This window comes from Kitasatospora sp. NPDC022785 (genome assembly GCF_055561295.1).
This window is the reverse complement of sequence record NZ_JBVHHB010000005.1, coordinates 138838-156541: the sequence shown is the minus strand read 5'-3', so window position 1 is coordinate 156541 and position 17704 is coordinate 138838. Positions and strand designations below refer to the sequence as shown.

Here is a 17704-nt window from a genome sequence, read left to right as displayed (position 1 = left end):
GCCCGCGGCTCCGGGGCTGACGTCTCCGGGGCTGACACCTCCGGGGCTCGGAGCTTCGGGGCTCAGGACTCCGGGCCGCAGGGCCTCGGTGCTCGGAGCTTCAGGGCGGAGGGCCTCGACACGGGGGGCCTCGGTGCTCGGAGCTTCAGGGCGGAGGGCCTCGGCACGGGGGGCCTCGGAGCGCACGGCTCCGGGGCGCAGGGCCTCGGCACGTGGGGCCTCAGGACGCATGGGCGGCACCTCCGGCGAGGATGTCCCTGGCCAGTCCGGCGTTGCGGGCGATGTACTCGTGGTCGAGCATCTCGGCGTGGGTGCCGAAGCCCCGGAACACCGCCGTCCCGGTCGCCGAGCTGCCGTGCCAGGCGCCGCGCTCCCCGGCCGCGTAGAGGGCCACCTTGGCGTCGTCGGAGATCACGCTGACCGGCGCGGTGATCACCCCGAGGTTGGGCGTCCGACTGCAGAACTGCAGGTACTCCCGGGCCTGTTCGCGGGTCTCCTGGGCGACGATGTCCGAGCCGGTGTGCCGCTGGAGGTGCTCGGCGAGCTCGCGCTCGAAGGCCTGGACGTGCTCGTCGCCGAGGGTGAAGGACTCCAGGATCCGGTGCGAGTCCACGATCACCACATGGGGCACCGCCCGGCCGCGCCGCTCCAGCTCCTTGGCCACCTCGAAGGCGAGGTTCCCGCCGAGCGAGTAGCCGAGCAGGGCGCAGGGCCCGTCCGGCTGGACGGTCTCGATCAGGTCGGCGTACCGGTCGACCTTGTCGTCGCCCGCGACGTAGTTGAAGGCGACCATCCGGTACTCCGGCAGGTGCGCGGCGAACTGCCGGTAGACCAGGCCGTGGCCGCCGGCCGGCGGGAAGCAGAAGACGGTCTGCTGCTGCTCCTGGTTGAACCAGAGGTACGGCTGGGCACCCTCGATCCGGCCGGTGATGATGTGCTCCACCGTCCTGGCCATCCCGTGCAGGGTGGTGACCTTGAACAGCTGGCTGACCGGGATGCCGATGTTGAACTCGCTCTGCAGGCCGTGGATCAGCTCGATCAGCTTGATCGAGCTGCCGCCGCACTCGAAGAAGTCGTGCTGGAGGCCGGGCTCCTCGATCCCGAGCAGCGCCCGCCAGTGCTCCGCCATCCGGACCTCGTAGAGGGTGACCGGCGGTTCGGCGGCCTGCTCGGCGGCGACCGCCCGGGGGGCGGGCAGGGCGGAGACGTCCACCTTGCCGTTGGCGGTGAGCGGCAGCGCGGGCAGCTCGGTGAAGTGGGCGGGGATCATGAAGGTCGGCAGGTAGCCGGCCAGGTGGCGGCGGAGCTCGCGGCGGTCCAGCGTCCGGCCGGGGGCGGGCACGCAGTAGGCGCAGAGCACGTTCTCGCCGCTCCCGTCCGGCCGGACGGTGACCACCGCGCGGTCCACCTCGGGCCATTCGGCGAGCTGGGTCTCGATCTCGCCGAGCTCGATCCGGTGGCCGCGCACCTTGATCTGGGAGTCGGCCCGGCCGAGCAGGTGCACCCCGCCGGCGGCGTCCCAGCGGGCGAGGTCCCCGGTGCGGTAGAGCCGGACCGGTTCGGTGCCGTCCTCCCCGCCGACGGGCAGGGTGACGAAGCGCCGGGCGGTCTGCTCCTCGTCCCCGGCGTATCCGAGCGCCACCCCGGAGCCGCCGATCCACAGCTCCCCCGGTACCCCGGGCGGGACGGGGCGGCCGTGCCGGTCCAGCAGGTAGAAGGCGCTGTTCGGGAACGGCCGGCCGATCGGGACCATCCGGCTGGGCTCCAGGCCGTCGGCCGGGCCCTCGAAGTACGCGCTGTCGATGGTGGCCTCGGTGAGGCCGTAGGAGTTGACCAGCCTCGTCCGCGGGCCGCAGAGCGCGTGCAGCCGCTGGTACTCCTCCACCTTCCAGACGTCCGAGCCGACGACCAGCAGCCGCATGAAGTCCAGCCGCAGGCCCGCCCGTTCACAGTGGGCGATCACCGTCCGCACCACCGCCGGGACGAACTCGCCGGCGTCCACCCGCTCGGTGCGCATCACCTCGTAGAGGCGGGCGGTGTTGAACAGCAGCTCGCGGCCGACCAGCACCAGCGTGCCGCCCGAGCAGAGCGCGCGGACGACGTCCCCGGTGAAGACGTCGAAGGAGGTGCTGGCCATCTGGAGGTGGACCCTGGCCTCGCTCTCCAGCCGGTACTCGGTGCGCCAGGCCTGGTAGGCCGAGGCGAGGTTGCGGTGGGAGACCTGCACCGCCTTCGGGCGGCCGGTGGAGCCGGAGGTGTAGATGACGTACGCGGGGGCGTCGAGGTCGGCCGGCGCGTCCTCGAACTCCTCGAACTCCTCGAACTCCTTGTCCGGCTGGTCGAGTTCGGAGGGGCTCACGACCCGCACCGGCAGCCCGGCGAGCCGCTCCGGGTCGCCGATCAGCAGCCCGGCGCCGGCGTGCCCGACCATGTAGGCGAGCCGGTCGGCCGGGTGGCCCGGGTCGAGCGGCAGGTAGGCGGCGCCGGTGCGGAGGACGGCCAGCAGGGCGGTGATCAGCTCCGGCGACTTCTCCAGGCAGAGCGCCACCACCGTGCCCGGCCCGGCCCCGAGCGCCCGCAGCCGGGCGGCCGCCCGCCGGGAGCGCTCGGCCAGCTCGCCGTAGCTCAGCCGGGCGGTCGGCCCGCACTCCGCCGGGACGGCGACGGCGGGCGCCGCCTGATCGGCCGCGGCGGCCCGCAGGATCAGCTCGTACACCGGCTCCTCGTGCGCCACCCGCCGGTCGGCCCCGCTCCACTGCCGGAGGACCAGGGCGCGCTCCTCCCGGCCGAGCGGCTCCAGCCCGGTGGCCGGGCGGTCGGGGCCGGCCGCCGTCAGCGCCTCCAGCAGGTTGACGTAGTGCCCGGCGAGGCGGGCCGTCGTCTCCGGCAGGAAGAGGTCGGTGTTGTACTTGAGGACGCAGTGGAAGCGGCGCTCCGCCTCGTCCTCGTAGGCGGACAGGGTGAGGTCGAACTGCCCCTCCTCCTCGGGGAGTTCGATGTACTCCAGGTGGTAGCCGTACTTCTCGGTGGCCACCTTGTGGTGGAGCAGGATGAACATCGCCTGGAAGACCGCCGAGCGGCTCGGGTCGTGCTGGAGTCCGAGCTTCTCCACCAGCAGCACGAACGGGTACTCCTGGTTGTCCAGCCCGCCCAGCACCGTGGTGCGGACCTGCGCCAGCAGCTCGGCCACCGTGGGCGCGCCGGCCAGTGAGACGTGCAGCGGCAGCGGGTTGACGAAGTAGCCGTAGACGCCGGCGAACTCCTCGTCGGTGCGGCCGGTCACCGGGCTGCCGACGATGATGTCGTCCTGGCCCGAGTAGGCGTGCAGCAGCAGGTAGTAGGCGCTGAGCAGCACCATGAAGACGGTGACGTTGTGCTCGCGGGCGAGCGAGTGCACCCGGGCGCTCAGCTCCTCGTCCAGGACGAAGAACTCGGAGGCGCCGTTGTGCGTCTGCACCGCCGGGCGCGGCTTGTCGGTGGGCAGGCCGAGGACCGGCACCTCGGCGGGCAGGTGCGAGCGCCAGTAGTCGAGCATCCGCGGCGCCTCGCGGCCGGCCAGGAACTCGTTCTGCCGGTTGAGGAAGTCCAGGTAGCGGGCGCCGACCGGGGGCAGCCCGGGCGCCCGGCCCTGCCGCAGCCCCTCGTAGACGGCGAGCAGCTCCTCGATGAAGGTGAAGGTGGAGATCGCGTCCGAGATGATGTGGTGGACGGCCTTCATGATCACCCACCGGGCCGGGCCGCGCCGGAACAGCCGGAACCGCACCAGCGGATCCCGCTCCAGGTCGTACGGCTTGCGGTACTCCCGGACGATCAGGTCGTGGACCTCGGGCCAGGCCAGGCCCTCGACGTCGACGACACCGAAGTCCGGCTCGGCCGCGGCGCGGACGCGCTGGACGGCCCGGCCGCCGTCCAGCACGAAGTTGGCCCGCAGGCTGGGGTGGCGCTCGACCATCGCCCGGAAGGCGGCCGCCATCAGCTCGGGCTCCAGCTCCACCCGGACCTCGACCGCGCCGCCGATGTTGTAGGCGAAGCCGTCCGGGTTGAGCTGCTTGAGGAACCAGAGCGCCTTCTGGTTCTGCGTCAGCGGGTGGCTCGACTCGTCCTCGTACCGGACGATCCCGGCCCCGGCCGCGCTCGCGCCGTCCTCCTCGATCAGCTCGGCGAGGCCCGCGTGCAGCCGGTCGACCAGCTCGGCGACCGGCGCGTCGGAGAGCAGCGCCACCACCGGGAGGGCGGTGCCGAGTTCGGTGTTGAGCCGGGCCCGCAGCTCCATCGCGAGGAGCGAGTCCAGGCCGAGGCCGCTCAGGCCGGTGGTCGGCCCGATCTGATCGGCGGGCACCCGCAGCACCGCGGCGGCCAGCGTGGTGAACCGCGCGGTGAGCAGCGCCCGGCGCTCCTCCTCGCCGGCCGCCCTCAGCGCGTCCAGCAGGCTGCTCTGCCGCAGCGCCGGGACGCTCTCCCGGGCGGCGGCGGCCAGGTCGGCGACCAGCGGCGGCGGGGCCGGGTACCAGGAGAGGAAGACCGGCCAGTCGACCACGGTGGCGACCAGCAGCTGCGCGCGGTCCTGGCCGAGCACCCGCTCCAACACGGCCATCCCGGCCTCGGGCGCGAGCGAACTCATGCCGCGGCTGTTGCGGTAGTGGTCGATCAGGCCGAGCTCCTCGATCATGCCGGTGGCCCACGGGCCCCAGTCGAGGCTGAGCGCGGGCAGGCCGAGCGCCCGGCGGTGGTGCGCCAGCGCGTCCAGGAAGGCGTTCCCCGCGGCGTAGTTGGTCTGGCCGGCGGTGGTCAGCAGCGAGGCGATCGAGGCGAACAGCACGAAGTGATCGAGCGGCTCGTCGGCGAGCCGGCGGTGCAGGGCGAAGGCGCCCAACACCTTGGGGCCGTGGACGGCGTCGAACACCTCGCGGTCCAGTTCCGGCACCAGGGTGTCGCGGACCTGCCCGGCCAGGTGGAAGACGCCCCGGATCGGCGGCGACTCCAGCGCCCGGTACTCGGCCAGCCAGGCGGCCAGCGCCGCTTCGTCGGTGACGTCCAGCGGCACCGGGACGGGCAGGGCGCCGAGCGCCTCCAGCTCGCGCAGGAAGGCGGCGTTGCGGCCGGCCGGGCTCTCCGGGTCGAGAGCGCGCCACTGCTCGCGCGGCGGCAGCGGGCTGCGGCCGACCAGGATCAGCCGGCGGGCGCCGCGGCGTACCAGCGTGCGGCAGAGCAGCCGGCCGAGCGCCCCGAACGCGCCTGTCACCAGGTAGGCACCGTCCGGGCGCAGGCTCGGCGGCAGCGGTCCGGTCAGGCCCTCGGCGGGGCGCAGCCGGCTGGTCAGCCGGCGGCCGGCCCGCAGCGCGATCTCGTCCTCGTCGGCGAGCCCGAACTCGCGCAGCAGCGCGGCCGCCTCCTCGGCGGGCGGGCCGGCCGGGCCGAGGTCGACGAGCTTGCCGGGGTGGCCGGGCAGCTCCTGGTGGCGCAGCACCCGGCCGATGCCCCAGGCGGGGGCGCCGAGCGGCTCGACCGGCTCGCCGGGGGCGGTGGCCTGGGCCGTGCGGGTGACGATGTGCAGCCGGGTCTCGGGGAGTTCGGCGGGCAGCAGGGTGGCCAGCGCGATCAGGCTGTACGCGCCGGTGCCGGTGTGGCCGGCCACGGCGGCGTGGTCGGCGCCGGCCAGCGCGGGCCGGTCGAGGTTCCAGAGGTGCACGACGGCGGCCGGGTCGGGGGCTCCCCCGGCCCGGCGGTCGGCCAGCAGCCGGCGGAGGTCCTCGGCCGAGCCGGGCCCGACGGTGGCCGCCCGCCCGTCGGCGGCGGGGCGGTAGCCGGGGCCGGGGCGGACCAGCGTGCAGCTGCCGCCGCGGGCGGTGATCCGGGCGGCCAGCTCCTCGGCCACGCCCCGGGTGTCGGCGAACAGCAGCCAGTGGTCGGGGTGTTCGGCCGGCAGGCCGGGGGTGCCAGGCTCGTCCGGCAGCTCCGTCCAGACGGGCTCGGCGAGCCAGCCGTCGATGGTGGCGAGGCCGACGGCGGTGGCGGCCTTCTCCACGTCGGCGGCCCGGAAGCCGGTGATCCCGCCGAGCGGCACGCCGTCCTCGTCGTAGACGGCGATGTCGCCGACCAGTTCGTCCCCGCCGTCGCGGGTGACGGTGGCGTGCACCCAGAGCGGGCGCTCGCCGACGGCGTCCAGCCGGACTTCGTCGATCGCCAGCGGCAGCTTGATGCCGGTGCCGGCCGGGCCGTCCACCAGCAGCTGGGGCGTCAGCAGGGTCTGGAAGAAGGCGTCCATCAGCACCGGGTGCACCTGGTGGCCGGCGCCCTGCCCGGCGATCGCCGCCGTCGGCCGGACGGCGGCCAGTGCCTCGCCGGGGCCGATCCAGACCTCGTGGATGCCCTGGAAGGCCGGGCCGTAGTGGTAGCCCAGCCCGGCCAGGGCGGTGTAGCAGTCGGGGCCGGCCAGGTGCCGGGCGGCGCGGTCGCGGACGGCGTCGGCGTCCAGCCGGGGGCCGGGGCGGCGGCGCTGCCCGGGGCGGACGGTGCCGGCGGCGTGGACGGTGCGCTCCTGCCCGTCGCCGCGGCCGGTGGTGCTGATGGTGAAGGTGCCGTTCTCGGCGGAGAGGGTGAGCCGGACGGCGCGGCTCTCGTCGTCGGGCAGGAAGAGCGCCTTGCGCAGCTCGATGCCGGCCAGCGCGGCGTCGGTGCCGCCGGTCAGCGCGCGGACCGCCTGGACGGCCATCTCCAGGTAGCCGGCGGCGGGGAAGAGCACCTGGCCCTGGATCCGGTGGTCCCCCAGGTACGGCAGCGCCTCGGCGTCCGGCCGGGCCTCCCAGGCCGGTTCGGCGCCGTCGAGGCGGCGTCCCAGCAGTGGGTGGTCCAGCCGGCCCTGCCGGACCTGCTCGACCGGCCGGGGCTCCACCCAGTGCCGCTCCCGCTTGAAGGGGTAGCGCGGCAGCGGGACGGGCCGCCCGGCGGGCTGGAGCACCGACCAGTCGACCTCGACGCCGAGGTTGTGCAGGGCGGCCAGCGAGGCGGTGAAGGCGGCCTGCTCGTCCTCCTGGCGGCGGATCGAGGCCAGGGTGCGGACCTCGGGGCGGTCGGCGTCGCCGGTGCGGGCCGCCACCGTCTCCTGGATCGAGCGGCCGAGCACCGGGTGCGGCCCGATCTCCAGGAAGAGGCTGAACCCGTCGTCGGCGAGCCGCTCCACCGCCTGCTGGAAGCGGACGCTGTCGCGCACGTTGCGCCACCAGTAGGCGGCGTCCAGCTCGGTGCCGTACGCGGTGCCCTCCTGGCCGGTCAGGTAGAGCGGCACCCGGGCGGGGCGGGCCTTGAGGTCGGCCAGCGACTCCAGCAGCTCATCCTTGATCAGCTCCATCCGGGCGCTGTGGTACGGCACCTCGACGGTCAGCGGGCGGGCGAAGACCTGCTCGGCGGTGAGTGCGGCGGCCAGCTCCTCCAGCACCGTCTCGTCCCCCGCGAGGGTGAGCGAGCCCGGACTGTTGACCGCGGCCACCGAGACCGCGTCGCCGTACGGGCGGAGCCGGCGGAGCGCCTCGGCCTCGGAGAGCGCGACGGCCAGCATGCCGCCGGTGCCGGCCAGCTTCTGCTGGAGCCGGCTGCGGTGCACCACCACCTTGACCGCGTCGGCCAGGTCGTAGACGCCGGCCTCGTGGAAGGCGGCGACCTCGCCGGTGGAGTGGCCGACGATCGCGTCCGGGCGGACGCCGCGGCTGCGCCAGAGCGCGGCCAGGCCGACCTGGACGGCGAAGTTGGCGGGCTGGGCGAGCCAGGTCTCGGACATCCGGGAGTGCGCCTCGTCGGCGGCCAGCTCCTCGGTCAGGGACCAGCCGGTCAGCTCGGCGAGGTGCTCGGCACAGGCCTCGACGGCCTCCCGGTAGACCGGCTCGGTGGTGAACAGCTGCCGGCCCATCGCCCACCACTGCGGGCCCATGCCGGTGAAGACCCAGGCCAGCCTGCGGTGCCGGGCCTCACGACGCCGGCCGGTCAGCACCCGCGGGTGCGGCTCGCCGCGCAGGTAGGCGGTGAGCGCCTCGTCCAGCGACTCCCGCGAGTCGTACACCACGGAGAGCCGGGCATCGAGGTGCTGGCGGCGGTGGGCCAGGGTGTGGCCCAGGTCGGCCGGCCGGGCCGGGGTGCCGCCGCGGACGCCGGCCAGCTCGGCCTGGATGCCGGCGGCCAGCTCGGGCAGCGCCGCCGCGTCCCGGGCGGTGAGCGGCAGGACGGTGTACCCGCCCGGCCGCCGCCCCGCCGGGGCGTTCTCCGGCTCGGCGGCGTTCTCCGGGGCGGCCTCGGGGGCGGCGGGGGCGGGGGCGGCGGGGGCGGCGGCCTCCGGGGCGGCTTCCGGGGCGGCTTCCAGCAGGACGTGGGCGTTGGTCCCGCCGAAGCCGAAGGAGTTGACGCCGGCCCGGGCCGGGCCCTCGTGCGCGGGCCAGGGCGTCGGCTCGGTCGGGATCCGGTACGGCAGCGTGGCCGGGTCGATCGCCGGGTTCAGCCGGTCCAGGTTGATGTGCGGCGGGATCAGCCGGTGCTTCAGCGCCAGCGCGGACTTGATCAGCCCGGCCAGACCGGAGGCGGACTCGGTGTGCCCGATGTTGGTCTTGACCGAGCCGACGTAGCAGGCGTCGCCGGGCCGGCGGCCGATCGCCAGCGCCCGGGCCAGCGCGTTCGCCTCGATCGGGTCGCCGACCGGGGTGGAGGTGCCGTGCGCCTCGACGTACTGCAGGCTGCCGGGCGTGATCCCGGCCTCGGCGCAGACCCGCTCGATCAACGTGACCTGGGCGTCCGGGTTGGGCACGGTGATGCCGTTGGTGCGGCCGTCCTGGTTGACCCCGCTGCCGATGATGACGGCATGGATCGGGTCGCCGTCGCGCCGGGCGTCGGAGAGCCGTTTGAGCGCGACCACGGCGACGCCCTCGGCCCGCACGTAGCCGTCCGCCGAGGCGTCGAAGGTGCGCGAGCGGCCCTCCGGGGAGAGGAAGCCGCCCTTGGTCTCGGCGATCGTGTACTGCGGCGCGATGTGCAGGAGGGTGCCGCCGGCCAGCGCGAGGTCGGTCTCGCCGCGCAACAGGCTCTGGGCGGCGAGGTGGACGGCGACCAGGGAGGAACTGCAGGCGGTGTCGAGCGAGACGCTGGGGCCCCGGAAGTCGAAGCAGTGCGAGATCCGGTTCGACACCATCGTCATCATCGTGCCGGTGGCCGTGTGCGCGGCCAGGGTCTCGAAGGAGAGGTCCGAGAACTGCACGATCTTGTAGTCCAGCGTGAACGCGCCGACGTAGACGCCGACTTCACGCCCCGCCAGCTCTGCCGGCTTCTGCCCGCCGTCCTCCAGTGCCTCCCAGGCCACCTCCAGCAGCTTCCGCTGCTGCGGGTCCATGTGGTCGGCCTCGCGGCCGCTGATCCCGAAGAACGCCGGGTCGAACTCGTCGAAGCCGTCGATGTAGCCGCCCCGGCCGCCCACCAGCCGGCCCGGCTTGGCCTTGTCCCGGCTGCCCAGGGTGGCCACGTCGTACCGGCTGCGCGGGGTCGGGGTGAGGCAGTCCTTGCCGTCGACCAGGTTCTGCCAGAACGACCGATGGTCGTTGGCGCTGCCCGGCAGCCGGCAGCCGATGCCGATGATCGCGATCCGCTCCGGGCCGTCGGCATCGGCGCTGTGGGCCGCGGTGGCGGCGGTGGCGGTGGCGGCCGCAGGGGTGGAGGGGGCCAGGGAGTCGGCTGGGGAATCGGCCGGGGAGTCGGCCGGGGAATCAGAGGGATCGGGGACGGCGGCGAGGCGTGAATCCGTCATGGTCGAGTCCTTGTGTCGCTGCGTTCGCGCGCACGGCACGGGCGTGGGAGGCCGCGCGGGCATGGGGACGGCGGCCGTGGCCGGCTCCGGGCAGGGCGGAGCCGGGCCGGCCTGAGAGACGGGCGGGCCGGTAGGGAGGGACGGGCCGGAGGGGCGGGCCGATGGAGGCAGGCCGATAGGGACGGGCCGGTAGGGGACAGGCCGGAGATCGGGGAGGGCGCGGACAGGTGGACTTCGGCGTGGGCCACCCGGACAGCGGGCGGTCAGGCCGGGGAGTCGTCGGCCCGGACCGGCCGCACCGGCCGGCGCCAGGCCCGGAGATGACTGGCGATCACCTCGTCCGTCCGGGGGAACTCGGACGGACGATGCAGCCCCACCGCGGCCGGCCGGCGGCCCGGTTGCCAGGTGAAGCTGCCGAAGGCGTGGTCCCAGACGGAGAGGTCGGAGCCGTAGTGCCCGGCCTCCGCCACGTCGACGCTGTGGTGGAGCCGGTGCTGCTCCGGACCCGCGAAGACGTGGTTGAGAACACCGAGCCGGACATCGACATTGGCGTGCACGAAATAGCCCTGGGCGACCACGAACAGGCCCACCACGAACACCGACTCCGCCGAGAAACCCGCCAGCGCGAGCGAGAGCTGGACGGTGCCCTGCGTGACCAGCACGTCGACGATGTGGTTGACCCCGTTGTTGGCGACGTTGACCTTCTCGGGCACGTGGTGCACCCCGTGCAGCCGCCAGAGCCACGGATTGCTGTGGCTCCAACGGTGCATCAGGTAGTTGGCCAGCGAGCCGAGCAGCAGCGCCGCCGGGATCTCCACCCGCAACGGCAGCGTCGGGTGGGGCGGCGCCAGCCACCCGACCGCGGCCGTCACCGGCAGCTGTGCCAGCGCCCCGCCGATCATCGTCAGAACGAAGTAGACGCCGTACCAGCCCCATTCGCCGAGGCTCGGCTGCCATGCGGGTTCGTACGGAATCAACCATTCCAGAGCCGTCAGACAGCCGATGGTGCCGAGCAGGAAGACCTGGCTCGTGCGCCCGAGATCCCACCGCCAGCGCAGGGCCGCGACCGATATCGACACCACGGTGACCAGCAGGGTCGGATAGGCGACATGACGCAGCACGGCGCGCAGCTTCCCAGTCACGGCTACCCCCTTCGCGGCCCAGCACCGATCGATCACCGAAAGCAATCGTTCCGATACTAACGGTGCCCGGACGGCCATGCGAGGGATTTTAGAGAAGAATCACAAGCGTCAAAATTTGTCGGATAATAAGTAGGCAAACTATCGGCCAGAGTGGCGCAGAATCCGAGCAAATACCTTTGATCATCGGATGAGCAGCCCAGCCCGTTTGACGCTCCGGATCACCGGCGCCGTCTCCAGCGCGCCGACCCCGTCCAGACCTCCCAGCCGGTCCGTCAGATAGCCGTAGAACGCCTCGATGTCCCGGCAGACCAGGCCCGCCACCAGATTGGTCGGCCCGGTGGTCGCGGCGGCGAAGCCCACCTCGGGGTGGTCCGCCACCGCCTGGGCCACGGCCGTCAGGCGGCCGGGAGCCACCGTCAGCCAGCAGAACGCCTCGATCTCGAAGCCGAGCCGCCGGGGCTCCACGTCCACGTCGAAATAGAGCAGCCCCGATCGGGTCAGCGCGGCCAGCCGGCGCCGAACCGTCGCCTCCGACCCCCCGGTCCGGGCCGCCAGTTCGGCGAGCGGCGTCCGCCCGTCCTCCGCCAGCGCCGCCAGCAGACCTCGGTCCAGCTCGTCCGGCACCACCGGCGCGCCCGGAACCTCCGAGGCCTCCGCGCCCTCCCCGTCCGCGGCCCGCGAGGCGCACCGCAGCCGGGCCACCTGCGCGGAGGTCAGCGCAGAGGTGCGCCCGCTCCACGCCGACGTCCCGCCGACGAAGGTCCGCAACAGGTAGTGCGCACTGACCGAGAGCACCCGGGGGGTCCGCGGCAGCTTTCCCAGCAGCAGCTCCTCACGGTCCGGCCGGGCCGGGGAACGGGTGTTGCAGACGATCTCGCCGCCGCCCGAGAGCAGGCTCACCCAGGACGTCTCCGGCCGGCGGGCCAGCGCCTCCGCGATCGCCGCCGCCGCGTCCGGTACGCAGCGGACCCGGGTCAGCCAGTCGACCTCGCCGAGCATCCGGGCCCTGGTCCGCCCCACCACCCGCAGGACGCCGTCGGCGCGCAGCCGGTGGTAACGGCGGGCCACGGTCTGGTCGGACACCCCGAGGACCTCGGCGATCCGCCGGTACGGCGCCCGGCCGTCCACGTGCAGGGCGTGCAGCAGCGCGCGGTCCAGATCGTCCAGCGTCACGATTTCCACCAGCAGGACGGTACCCGGTGTCGAGATCCGTCGGATCGGCACCACTGTCCGGCGCAGTGTCCCACCCCGGGCCCAGAGTGGCGGAGCCCCGGCCTCCCTGGCCGGGCAACGGAACGAGGAGTACGGGGATGCGGAAGTGGTGGCCGCTGGTCGCGGTCAGCCTGGGGGTCTTCATGCTGCTGACCGACGTCAGCATCGTGATCGTGGCGCTGCCCGACATGGGCACCGCACTGGGCATGGACTTCGCCGGCCTGCAGTGGGTGCTGGACGGCTACGCACTCGCGCTGGCCGCCCTGATGCTCGGCCTCGGCGCACTGGCCGACCGGCACGGGCGCCGCCGGGTCTACACCACCGGGCTGGTCGTCTTCGCGCTGGCCTCGCTGGCCTGCGGACTGGCCCCGAACGGCCCGGTGCTGGTCGCCGCCCGGGTGGTCCAGGCGGCCGGCGGCGCGGCGATGTTCGCAACCGCGATGGCGCTGCTCAACCTCGCCTACCGGGGCCGCGACCGCGCCGTCGCGTTCGGGGTCTGGGGTGCCGTCAGCGGTGCCGCGGCCGCCATCGGGCCGATCGCCGGCGGGGTGCTGACGGAGTACCTGGGCTGGCGGTCGATCTTCCTGGTCAACCTGCCGATCAGCGTCGCCGCCGTCGCACTCACCCTGCGCACCCTGCCGGAGTCCCGCGACCCCGCCGCCCGCCGGACCGACCTGCCCGGCGCCGCCGCCTTCACCGTCGCGGCCGGTGCGCTCGTCCTGGTGCTGGTCCGGGGCGGCGCCGACGGCTGGACCTCGACGCCGGTCCTCGCCCTCGCCGCACTCGCCGTCGTCGCCCTCGCCGCGTTCCTGCTGATCGAGGCACGCAGCCCGCACCCGCTGCTGGACCTCGCGCTGTTCCGCCGCCCGACCTTCACCGGCGTGATGCTCTGCGGCCTGGTCTACTCCGCCGCCGCGTTCTCCTACCTCCCCTACACCTCGCTCTGGCTGCAGGCGGTGCTCGGCCAGGGCCCGCTGGCCGCCGGGCTCACCATGCTGCCGATGAGCGCCGTCGCCTTCGTCGTCTCCGCCGTGGCCGGCCGCCGGCTGGCCACCCTGCCGGCCGCGATCCCGCTCGGCGGCGGCCTCGCCGTGATCGGCGCCGGCGCCCTCCTCCAGTGCACCCTGGACGGCTCCTCCGGGTGGACGGCCCTGCTGCCCGGCCTCGCCCTGACCGGCCTCGGCGTGGGCGCGGTCAGCCCCGTCCTGGCCGCAAGCGCGATGTCCGCCGTCCCGCCCGAGCGCGGTGGTATGGCCGGCGGCGCCCTCAACACCTTCCGCCAGCTGGGCCAGGCCCTCGGCATCGCGGTCTTCGGCCTGATCCTGGACGACGGGCTGCGCACCACCCTGGCCGGCCGGCCCGGCGTCCCCGACCCGGCCGCCGCCGCCCGCGCCCTGAGCACCGGCCAGACCCCGGCCGGCACCCCGGAGTCCCTGATCCGGACGGCCTTCGCCACTGCACTGGACCACACCATGCTCGTCGCGGCCCTCACCGCACTGGCAGGCGCGGCCGTGGTCGCCGCCCTGCTGCGGCCCACCGCGAACCGCCCGCCCACCCCTCCCCCACCGGCCGACCCGGAACCGGCCCCCAGGCACCACCAGGCGGCCTGAAGCCCCCACCCCCGCGGCGGCCCGAGCCGCCCCCGGCGCACACCGTGAACGCCAAAAGGCCCGGTCGGAGAACCGACCGGGCCTTCAACTCCTGAGCCGCCTATGGGATTCGAACCCATGACCTACGCATTACGAGTGCGTTGCTCTGGCCAACTGAGCTAAGGCGGCGCCGCTGCAACGCGCGGTCGCAACGCGGGCCAGTCTACACAGGTTCGCGGGTGATCCGTAACGGGTTGCCGGGGCGGGGGGATCAGGCGGAGGAGACGGCGAGTTTGGCGGCGAAGCCGGCGAAGAGGACGGCGACGCCGCTGGTGAGACCGGCGGAGAGGCGCTTGCGGCGGCGGAAGGCGGTGGCGAGGGTGGTGCCCGCGAAGATCAGCATGGAGAGGTAGAGCAGGCTGAAGGTCTGCAGGATTCCGCCGAGGAGGGCGAAGGAGAGCGCGGGCTGCCCGTAGGAGGGGTCCACGAACTGGGTGAAGAACGAGAGGAGGAACAGGATGGCCTTGGGGTTCAGCAGGCTGATCACCAGGGCTCGGCGGAACGGGCGCTCGGCGGGCTCCGCGGCGGGTGCGGTGGCGTCCGGGTCCGCGGTGGCGGCGGCCCGGCGTTCGCGCCAGAGCTGGCGGGCGGCCCGGAGCATGCCGATACCGATCCAGAGCAGGTAGGCGGCGCCGCCGAACTTCACCACGGCGAAGACCGCCGGGTTGGCCTCCAGCAGCGAGGCGGCGCCCAGCGAGGTGAGGCTGATCAGGGTGAGGTCGCCGACGAAGACGCCGGCCGCGGCGGTGTAGCCGGTCCGGACGCCCTTGCGGGCGGCGACGGACAGCACGTACAGGGAGTTGGGGCCGGGGAGGAGGATGATGACGAGGGCGCCGAGGATGTACGTCGCCAGGTCGTTGACTCCGAGCACGGTGCGCTCCGGTGAGGGGTGACAGGGGTGGCGGGGCGCTCATCGTAACGTCGTACCGGCCGACAGTTGAAGCGGAAATTACCGCCCTCTCCCCCACCCCGGCACGCGCCCTACGAACCGCAGCGCTTCCCCTGCTCCGGTGCCTCCCCGCCCAGCAGGTACCGGTTGACCGCTCCGTCCACGCAGGCGTCGTGCCGGCCGTACGCGGTGTGCCCGTCGCCCTCGTAGGTCAGCAGCCGGCCGGACTCCAGCTGCCCGGCCAGCGACTGCGCCCACGCGTACGGGGTGGCCGGGTCGCGGGTGGTGCCGACGACGACGATCGGCGCGGCTCCGGCGGCGCGGATGGTGTGCGCCGCTCCGGTGGCCTTCACCGGCCAGTACGTGCAGGTCAACGCCATCCAGGCCATGTCGCGGCCGAACTGCGGCGAGGTCTGCTCGAACTGCGGCACCGCCTGCTGGACGCCGGCGGGCCCGGTGAAAGGCGCGGGCAGGTCCAGGCAGTTCACCGCCATGTTGGCGAACATCAGATTGGGGTACGAGCCGCCCGAGCCGCGTTCGTAGTACGAGTCCGACAGCTTGAGCAGGCCGGTGCCGTCGCCGCTCCTGGCGTCGGCGAGGGCGGTGCGCAGCCGGGGCCACAGGAAGTCGGCGTACATGGCCTGGATCACACCGGTCGTGGCCTGGGCCTCGGTCAGCCGGCGGCCGTCGGTGGTCGGCAGCGGCTGGGTGTCGATCGTCCTGAACAGGGCGGTGAGCTGCTCGCCGGCCTGCTGCTCGGTCCGGCCGAGCGGGCAGTCGTCGTGCTGGGCGCAGTCCTTGGCGAAGGCCGCCCAGGCGGTCTCGAAGCCGCCGGCCTGGGTGCGGTTGCCGGTGAGCGCGTCCAGTGACGGGTCCATCGCGCCGTCCAGCACGATCCGGCCGGTGCGGCTCGGGAAGAGCCCGGCGTAGGTGGCGCCGAGGAAGGTGCCGTACGACTTGCCGACGTAGTTGAGCTTCTCGTCGCCGAGCAGCGCGCGCAGCACGTCCATGTCGCGGGCGGTCTCGACGGTGCTCAGGTGGCCGAGCCGGTCGCCGGCCCGCTGCCGGCAGCCTTCGGCGAACTCCTTGTCGGCGGCGACCAGGGCGTCGATCTCGGCCTGGTCGTCGGGGGTGATGTCGGCGGCGGTGTACGCGTCCATCCGGTCGCCGCCGAGGCAGGTCACCGGGGAGCTGCGGCCGACGCCGCGCGGGTCGACGCCGACGAGGTCGTACCGGGCGCGCACCCCGCTGTCGTACGTCCTGGCGACGGCCTCCACGTAGTCGACCGCCGAGCCGCCGGGGCCGCCGGGGTTGAGGAGCAGCGAGCCGAGCCGGCCGGCGGCGCCCGTACCGGAGCCGGCCGGAACGGCGGGGGCGCGGACGGCCGACAGGGTGAGGTCCCCGCCCGCCGGGTGGTCGTAGTCCAGCGGCACCGTGAAGGTGGTGCACTCGAAGCCTTCGTCGCAAGGCTGCCAGGCGAGCCGCTGCCCGTAGTACGGCGCCAGCGCTGCGGGGACGGCCGCCGGCAGCGGCTCCAGCGGTGTGACCCCGGGGCGGGAGGCCGGCCCCGCGCCGGGGGACGAGGGGGACGAGGGCGAGCCGGGCGCGACGGTGTCCGAGGAGGAGACGTGCGGCGTGGACGAGCTGGAGCTGCACCCGCCGATCAGCAACCCGGCGGCCAGCACCGCGGCCACCGCCGTCCCGCGCCGCTCCCGCTCTGGCCTCATCCGCTCCCGCTCCGCCCTCATCTGTTCCCCTCGGCCCTCGGGTACGGGGCCGCGGCCGCTGCCGACGCCCGGGTACGGCGAAGCGTAGTGCCCGCCGGTGCACCGCGCAGGGCGGCTCAGCCGCAGCTCAGGACGCCTTGGCCAGCGTCTCGGCCAGGTACTGGGCCGCCTGCCGGACCAGCCGCAGCCGCTCCCGGTCCGCCGTGTAGTCCTGCACGTTGTCGGAGATCCGCACGTCGGCGCGGGCCGCCGCGCCGGTGCCGCCGCGCAGTGCGGCCTGCAGCTTGCGGGCCGCGTCCAGGCCGGCGCTGTCGGCCTTGGCCGCGGCCAGCAGCAGCTTGGGGGCGGCGTTGGCGGGGGCCTCGGCACCGGTCTGGGCCAGTGCGGCGTTGTCGTACCGGCCGGAGACCGCGGCCGCCGCGCCGTACAGGTCGGGGCGGGCCAGGGCGGCGGCCGCGGCGCAGGGTGCGCCGCCCTCGACGCCGAGCGCGCCCCAGGAGGCCGGGCCGGGCGGCAGGGTGCGGAAGGTGGCGGCGATGGTGGTGCGCAGCGCCGCGTCGTCGGCGACGGCCTGCGGGGCGGCGGCGACCAGCTCGCAGGGGTGCGCCGTGCCGTTCGGCGCCTCCGGGGCGACCAGGATGAACGGGCGGGCCTTGCCGGTCTGGACGGCGGAGCCGAGGCCCTCGAAGACGTCGGGGACTTCGACGTCGGCGGTCTTGCGCGGGGTGGCGGCGTGCATCACGACCACCGGGAAGCGCGCGTTCGGGTCCTTGGCGTACTCGGCCGGCAGCCAGACCCGGATGTTGCGCGGGTGGCCGTCCGGGCCGAGCACGGCGGACTGCAGCAGCTCGCCGCCGGCGGGGTGGCCGACGCTGTCGAAACGGCTGGCCACCGGCGCGGGGGCGGGGGTGGTGGCACCGGCCGGGGTGGCGGAGGCGGTCACCGGTGCGGCCTCGGGGGTCGGCGGAGCCGCCGGCCGCGCACCCTCGGCGCCGCTGCCCACCGCGGCATCGGAGTCGGCACCGAACTCCGCGGAACCGGAGCGCGGGTCCTGGGACCTGAGGCCGCCGAACGTCCCCAGGGCCGTGAGCAGCGTCAGCGCCGTGACGCAGACCCCGCACACCATCGCGCCGGCCGCGCGCAGCAGCATCGGCCGCTGGTCACCGGTGAGCTCGTAGGTCTCGGCGGCCCGCAGGTCGCGCCAGCGCAGCAGGGCGCCGCGCGCGAGCCAGACACCGCCCCCGGCCGCGGCCAGCAGGGGAACGACGAGGAGCGAACGGACCATGGGACGCACCGCCTCGGGAGGA

The 17704-nt window shown here is 74.5% G+C and carries 7 protein-coding genes and 1 tRNA gene; 1 reads left to right on the top strand and 7 read right to left on the bottom strand.

The features are described 5' to 3' along the window. Positions 1–220: 220 nt before the first annotated feature. From ACZ3YO_RS10750 to ACZ3YO_RS10740, 3 genes are all read right to left on the bottom strand, one after another. Positions 221–9778, bottom strand: coding sequence for a non-ribosomal peptide synthetase/type I polyketide synthase (locus ACZ3YO_RS10750; protein ID WP_465567565.1), 9558 nt, complete (start codon positions 9776–9778; stop codon positions 221–223). Positions 9779–10041: 263 nt separating this feature from the next. After that, positions 10042–10953 carry a sterol desaturase family protein gene (locus ACZ3YO_RS10745; protein ID WP_465568051.1) on the bottom strand — a complete coding sequence of 304 codons (912 nt, stop codon included), beginning with the start codon at positions 10951–10953 and terminating at the stop codon, positions 10042–10044. Positions 10954–11100: 147 nt separating this feature from the next. Next, complete coding sequence (locus tag ACZ3YO_RS10740) at positions 11101–12102, bottom strand: Lrp/AsnC family transcriptional regulator (protein ID WP_465567563.1); 1002 nt, start codon at positions 12100–12102, stop codon at positions 11101–11103. A gap of 128 nt (positions 12103–12230) precedes the next feature. Here ACZ3YO_RS10740 and ACZ3YO_RS10735 point away from each other — a divergent pair, with 128 nt between their 5' ends. After that, positions 12231–13742, top strand: coding sequence for an MFS transporter (locus ACZ3YO_RS10735; protein WP_465567560.1), 1512 nt, complete (start codon positions 12231–12233; stop codon positions 13740–13742). Positions 13743–13836: 94 nt separating this feature from the next. Here the strand turns inward: ACZ3YO_RS10735 and ACZ3YO_RS10730 are convergent. From ACZ3YO_RS10730 to ACZ3YO_RS10715, 4 genes are all read right to left on the bottom strand, one after another. Beyond that, positions 13837–13910, bottom strand: a tRNA-Thr gene (locus tag ACZ3YO_RS10730). 82 nt (positions 13911–13992) lie between these two features. Next, complete coding sequence (leuE, locus tag ACZ3YO_RS10725; RefSeq protein WP_396322076.1) at positions 13993–14652, bottom strand: leucine efflux protein LeuE; 660 nt, start codon at positions 14650–14652, stop codon at positions 13993–13995. A gap of 110 nt (positions 14653–14762) precedes the next feature. Further along, positions 14763–16397, bottom strand: coding sequence for an alpha/beta hydrolase (locus tag ACZ3YO_RS10720; RefSeq protein ID WP_465567557.1), 1635 nt, complete (start codon positions 16395–16397; stop codon positions 14763–14765). A 127-nt stretch (positions 16398–16524) separates the two neighbouring features. Then, positions 16525–17682, bottom strand: coding sequence for a hypothetical protein (locus tag ACZ3YO_RS10715; protein ID WP_465567554.1), 1158 nt, complete (start codon positions 17680–17682; stop codon positions 16525–16527). Positions 17683–17704 lie beyond the last annotated feature (22 nt).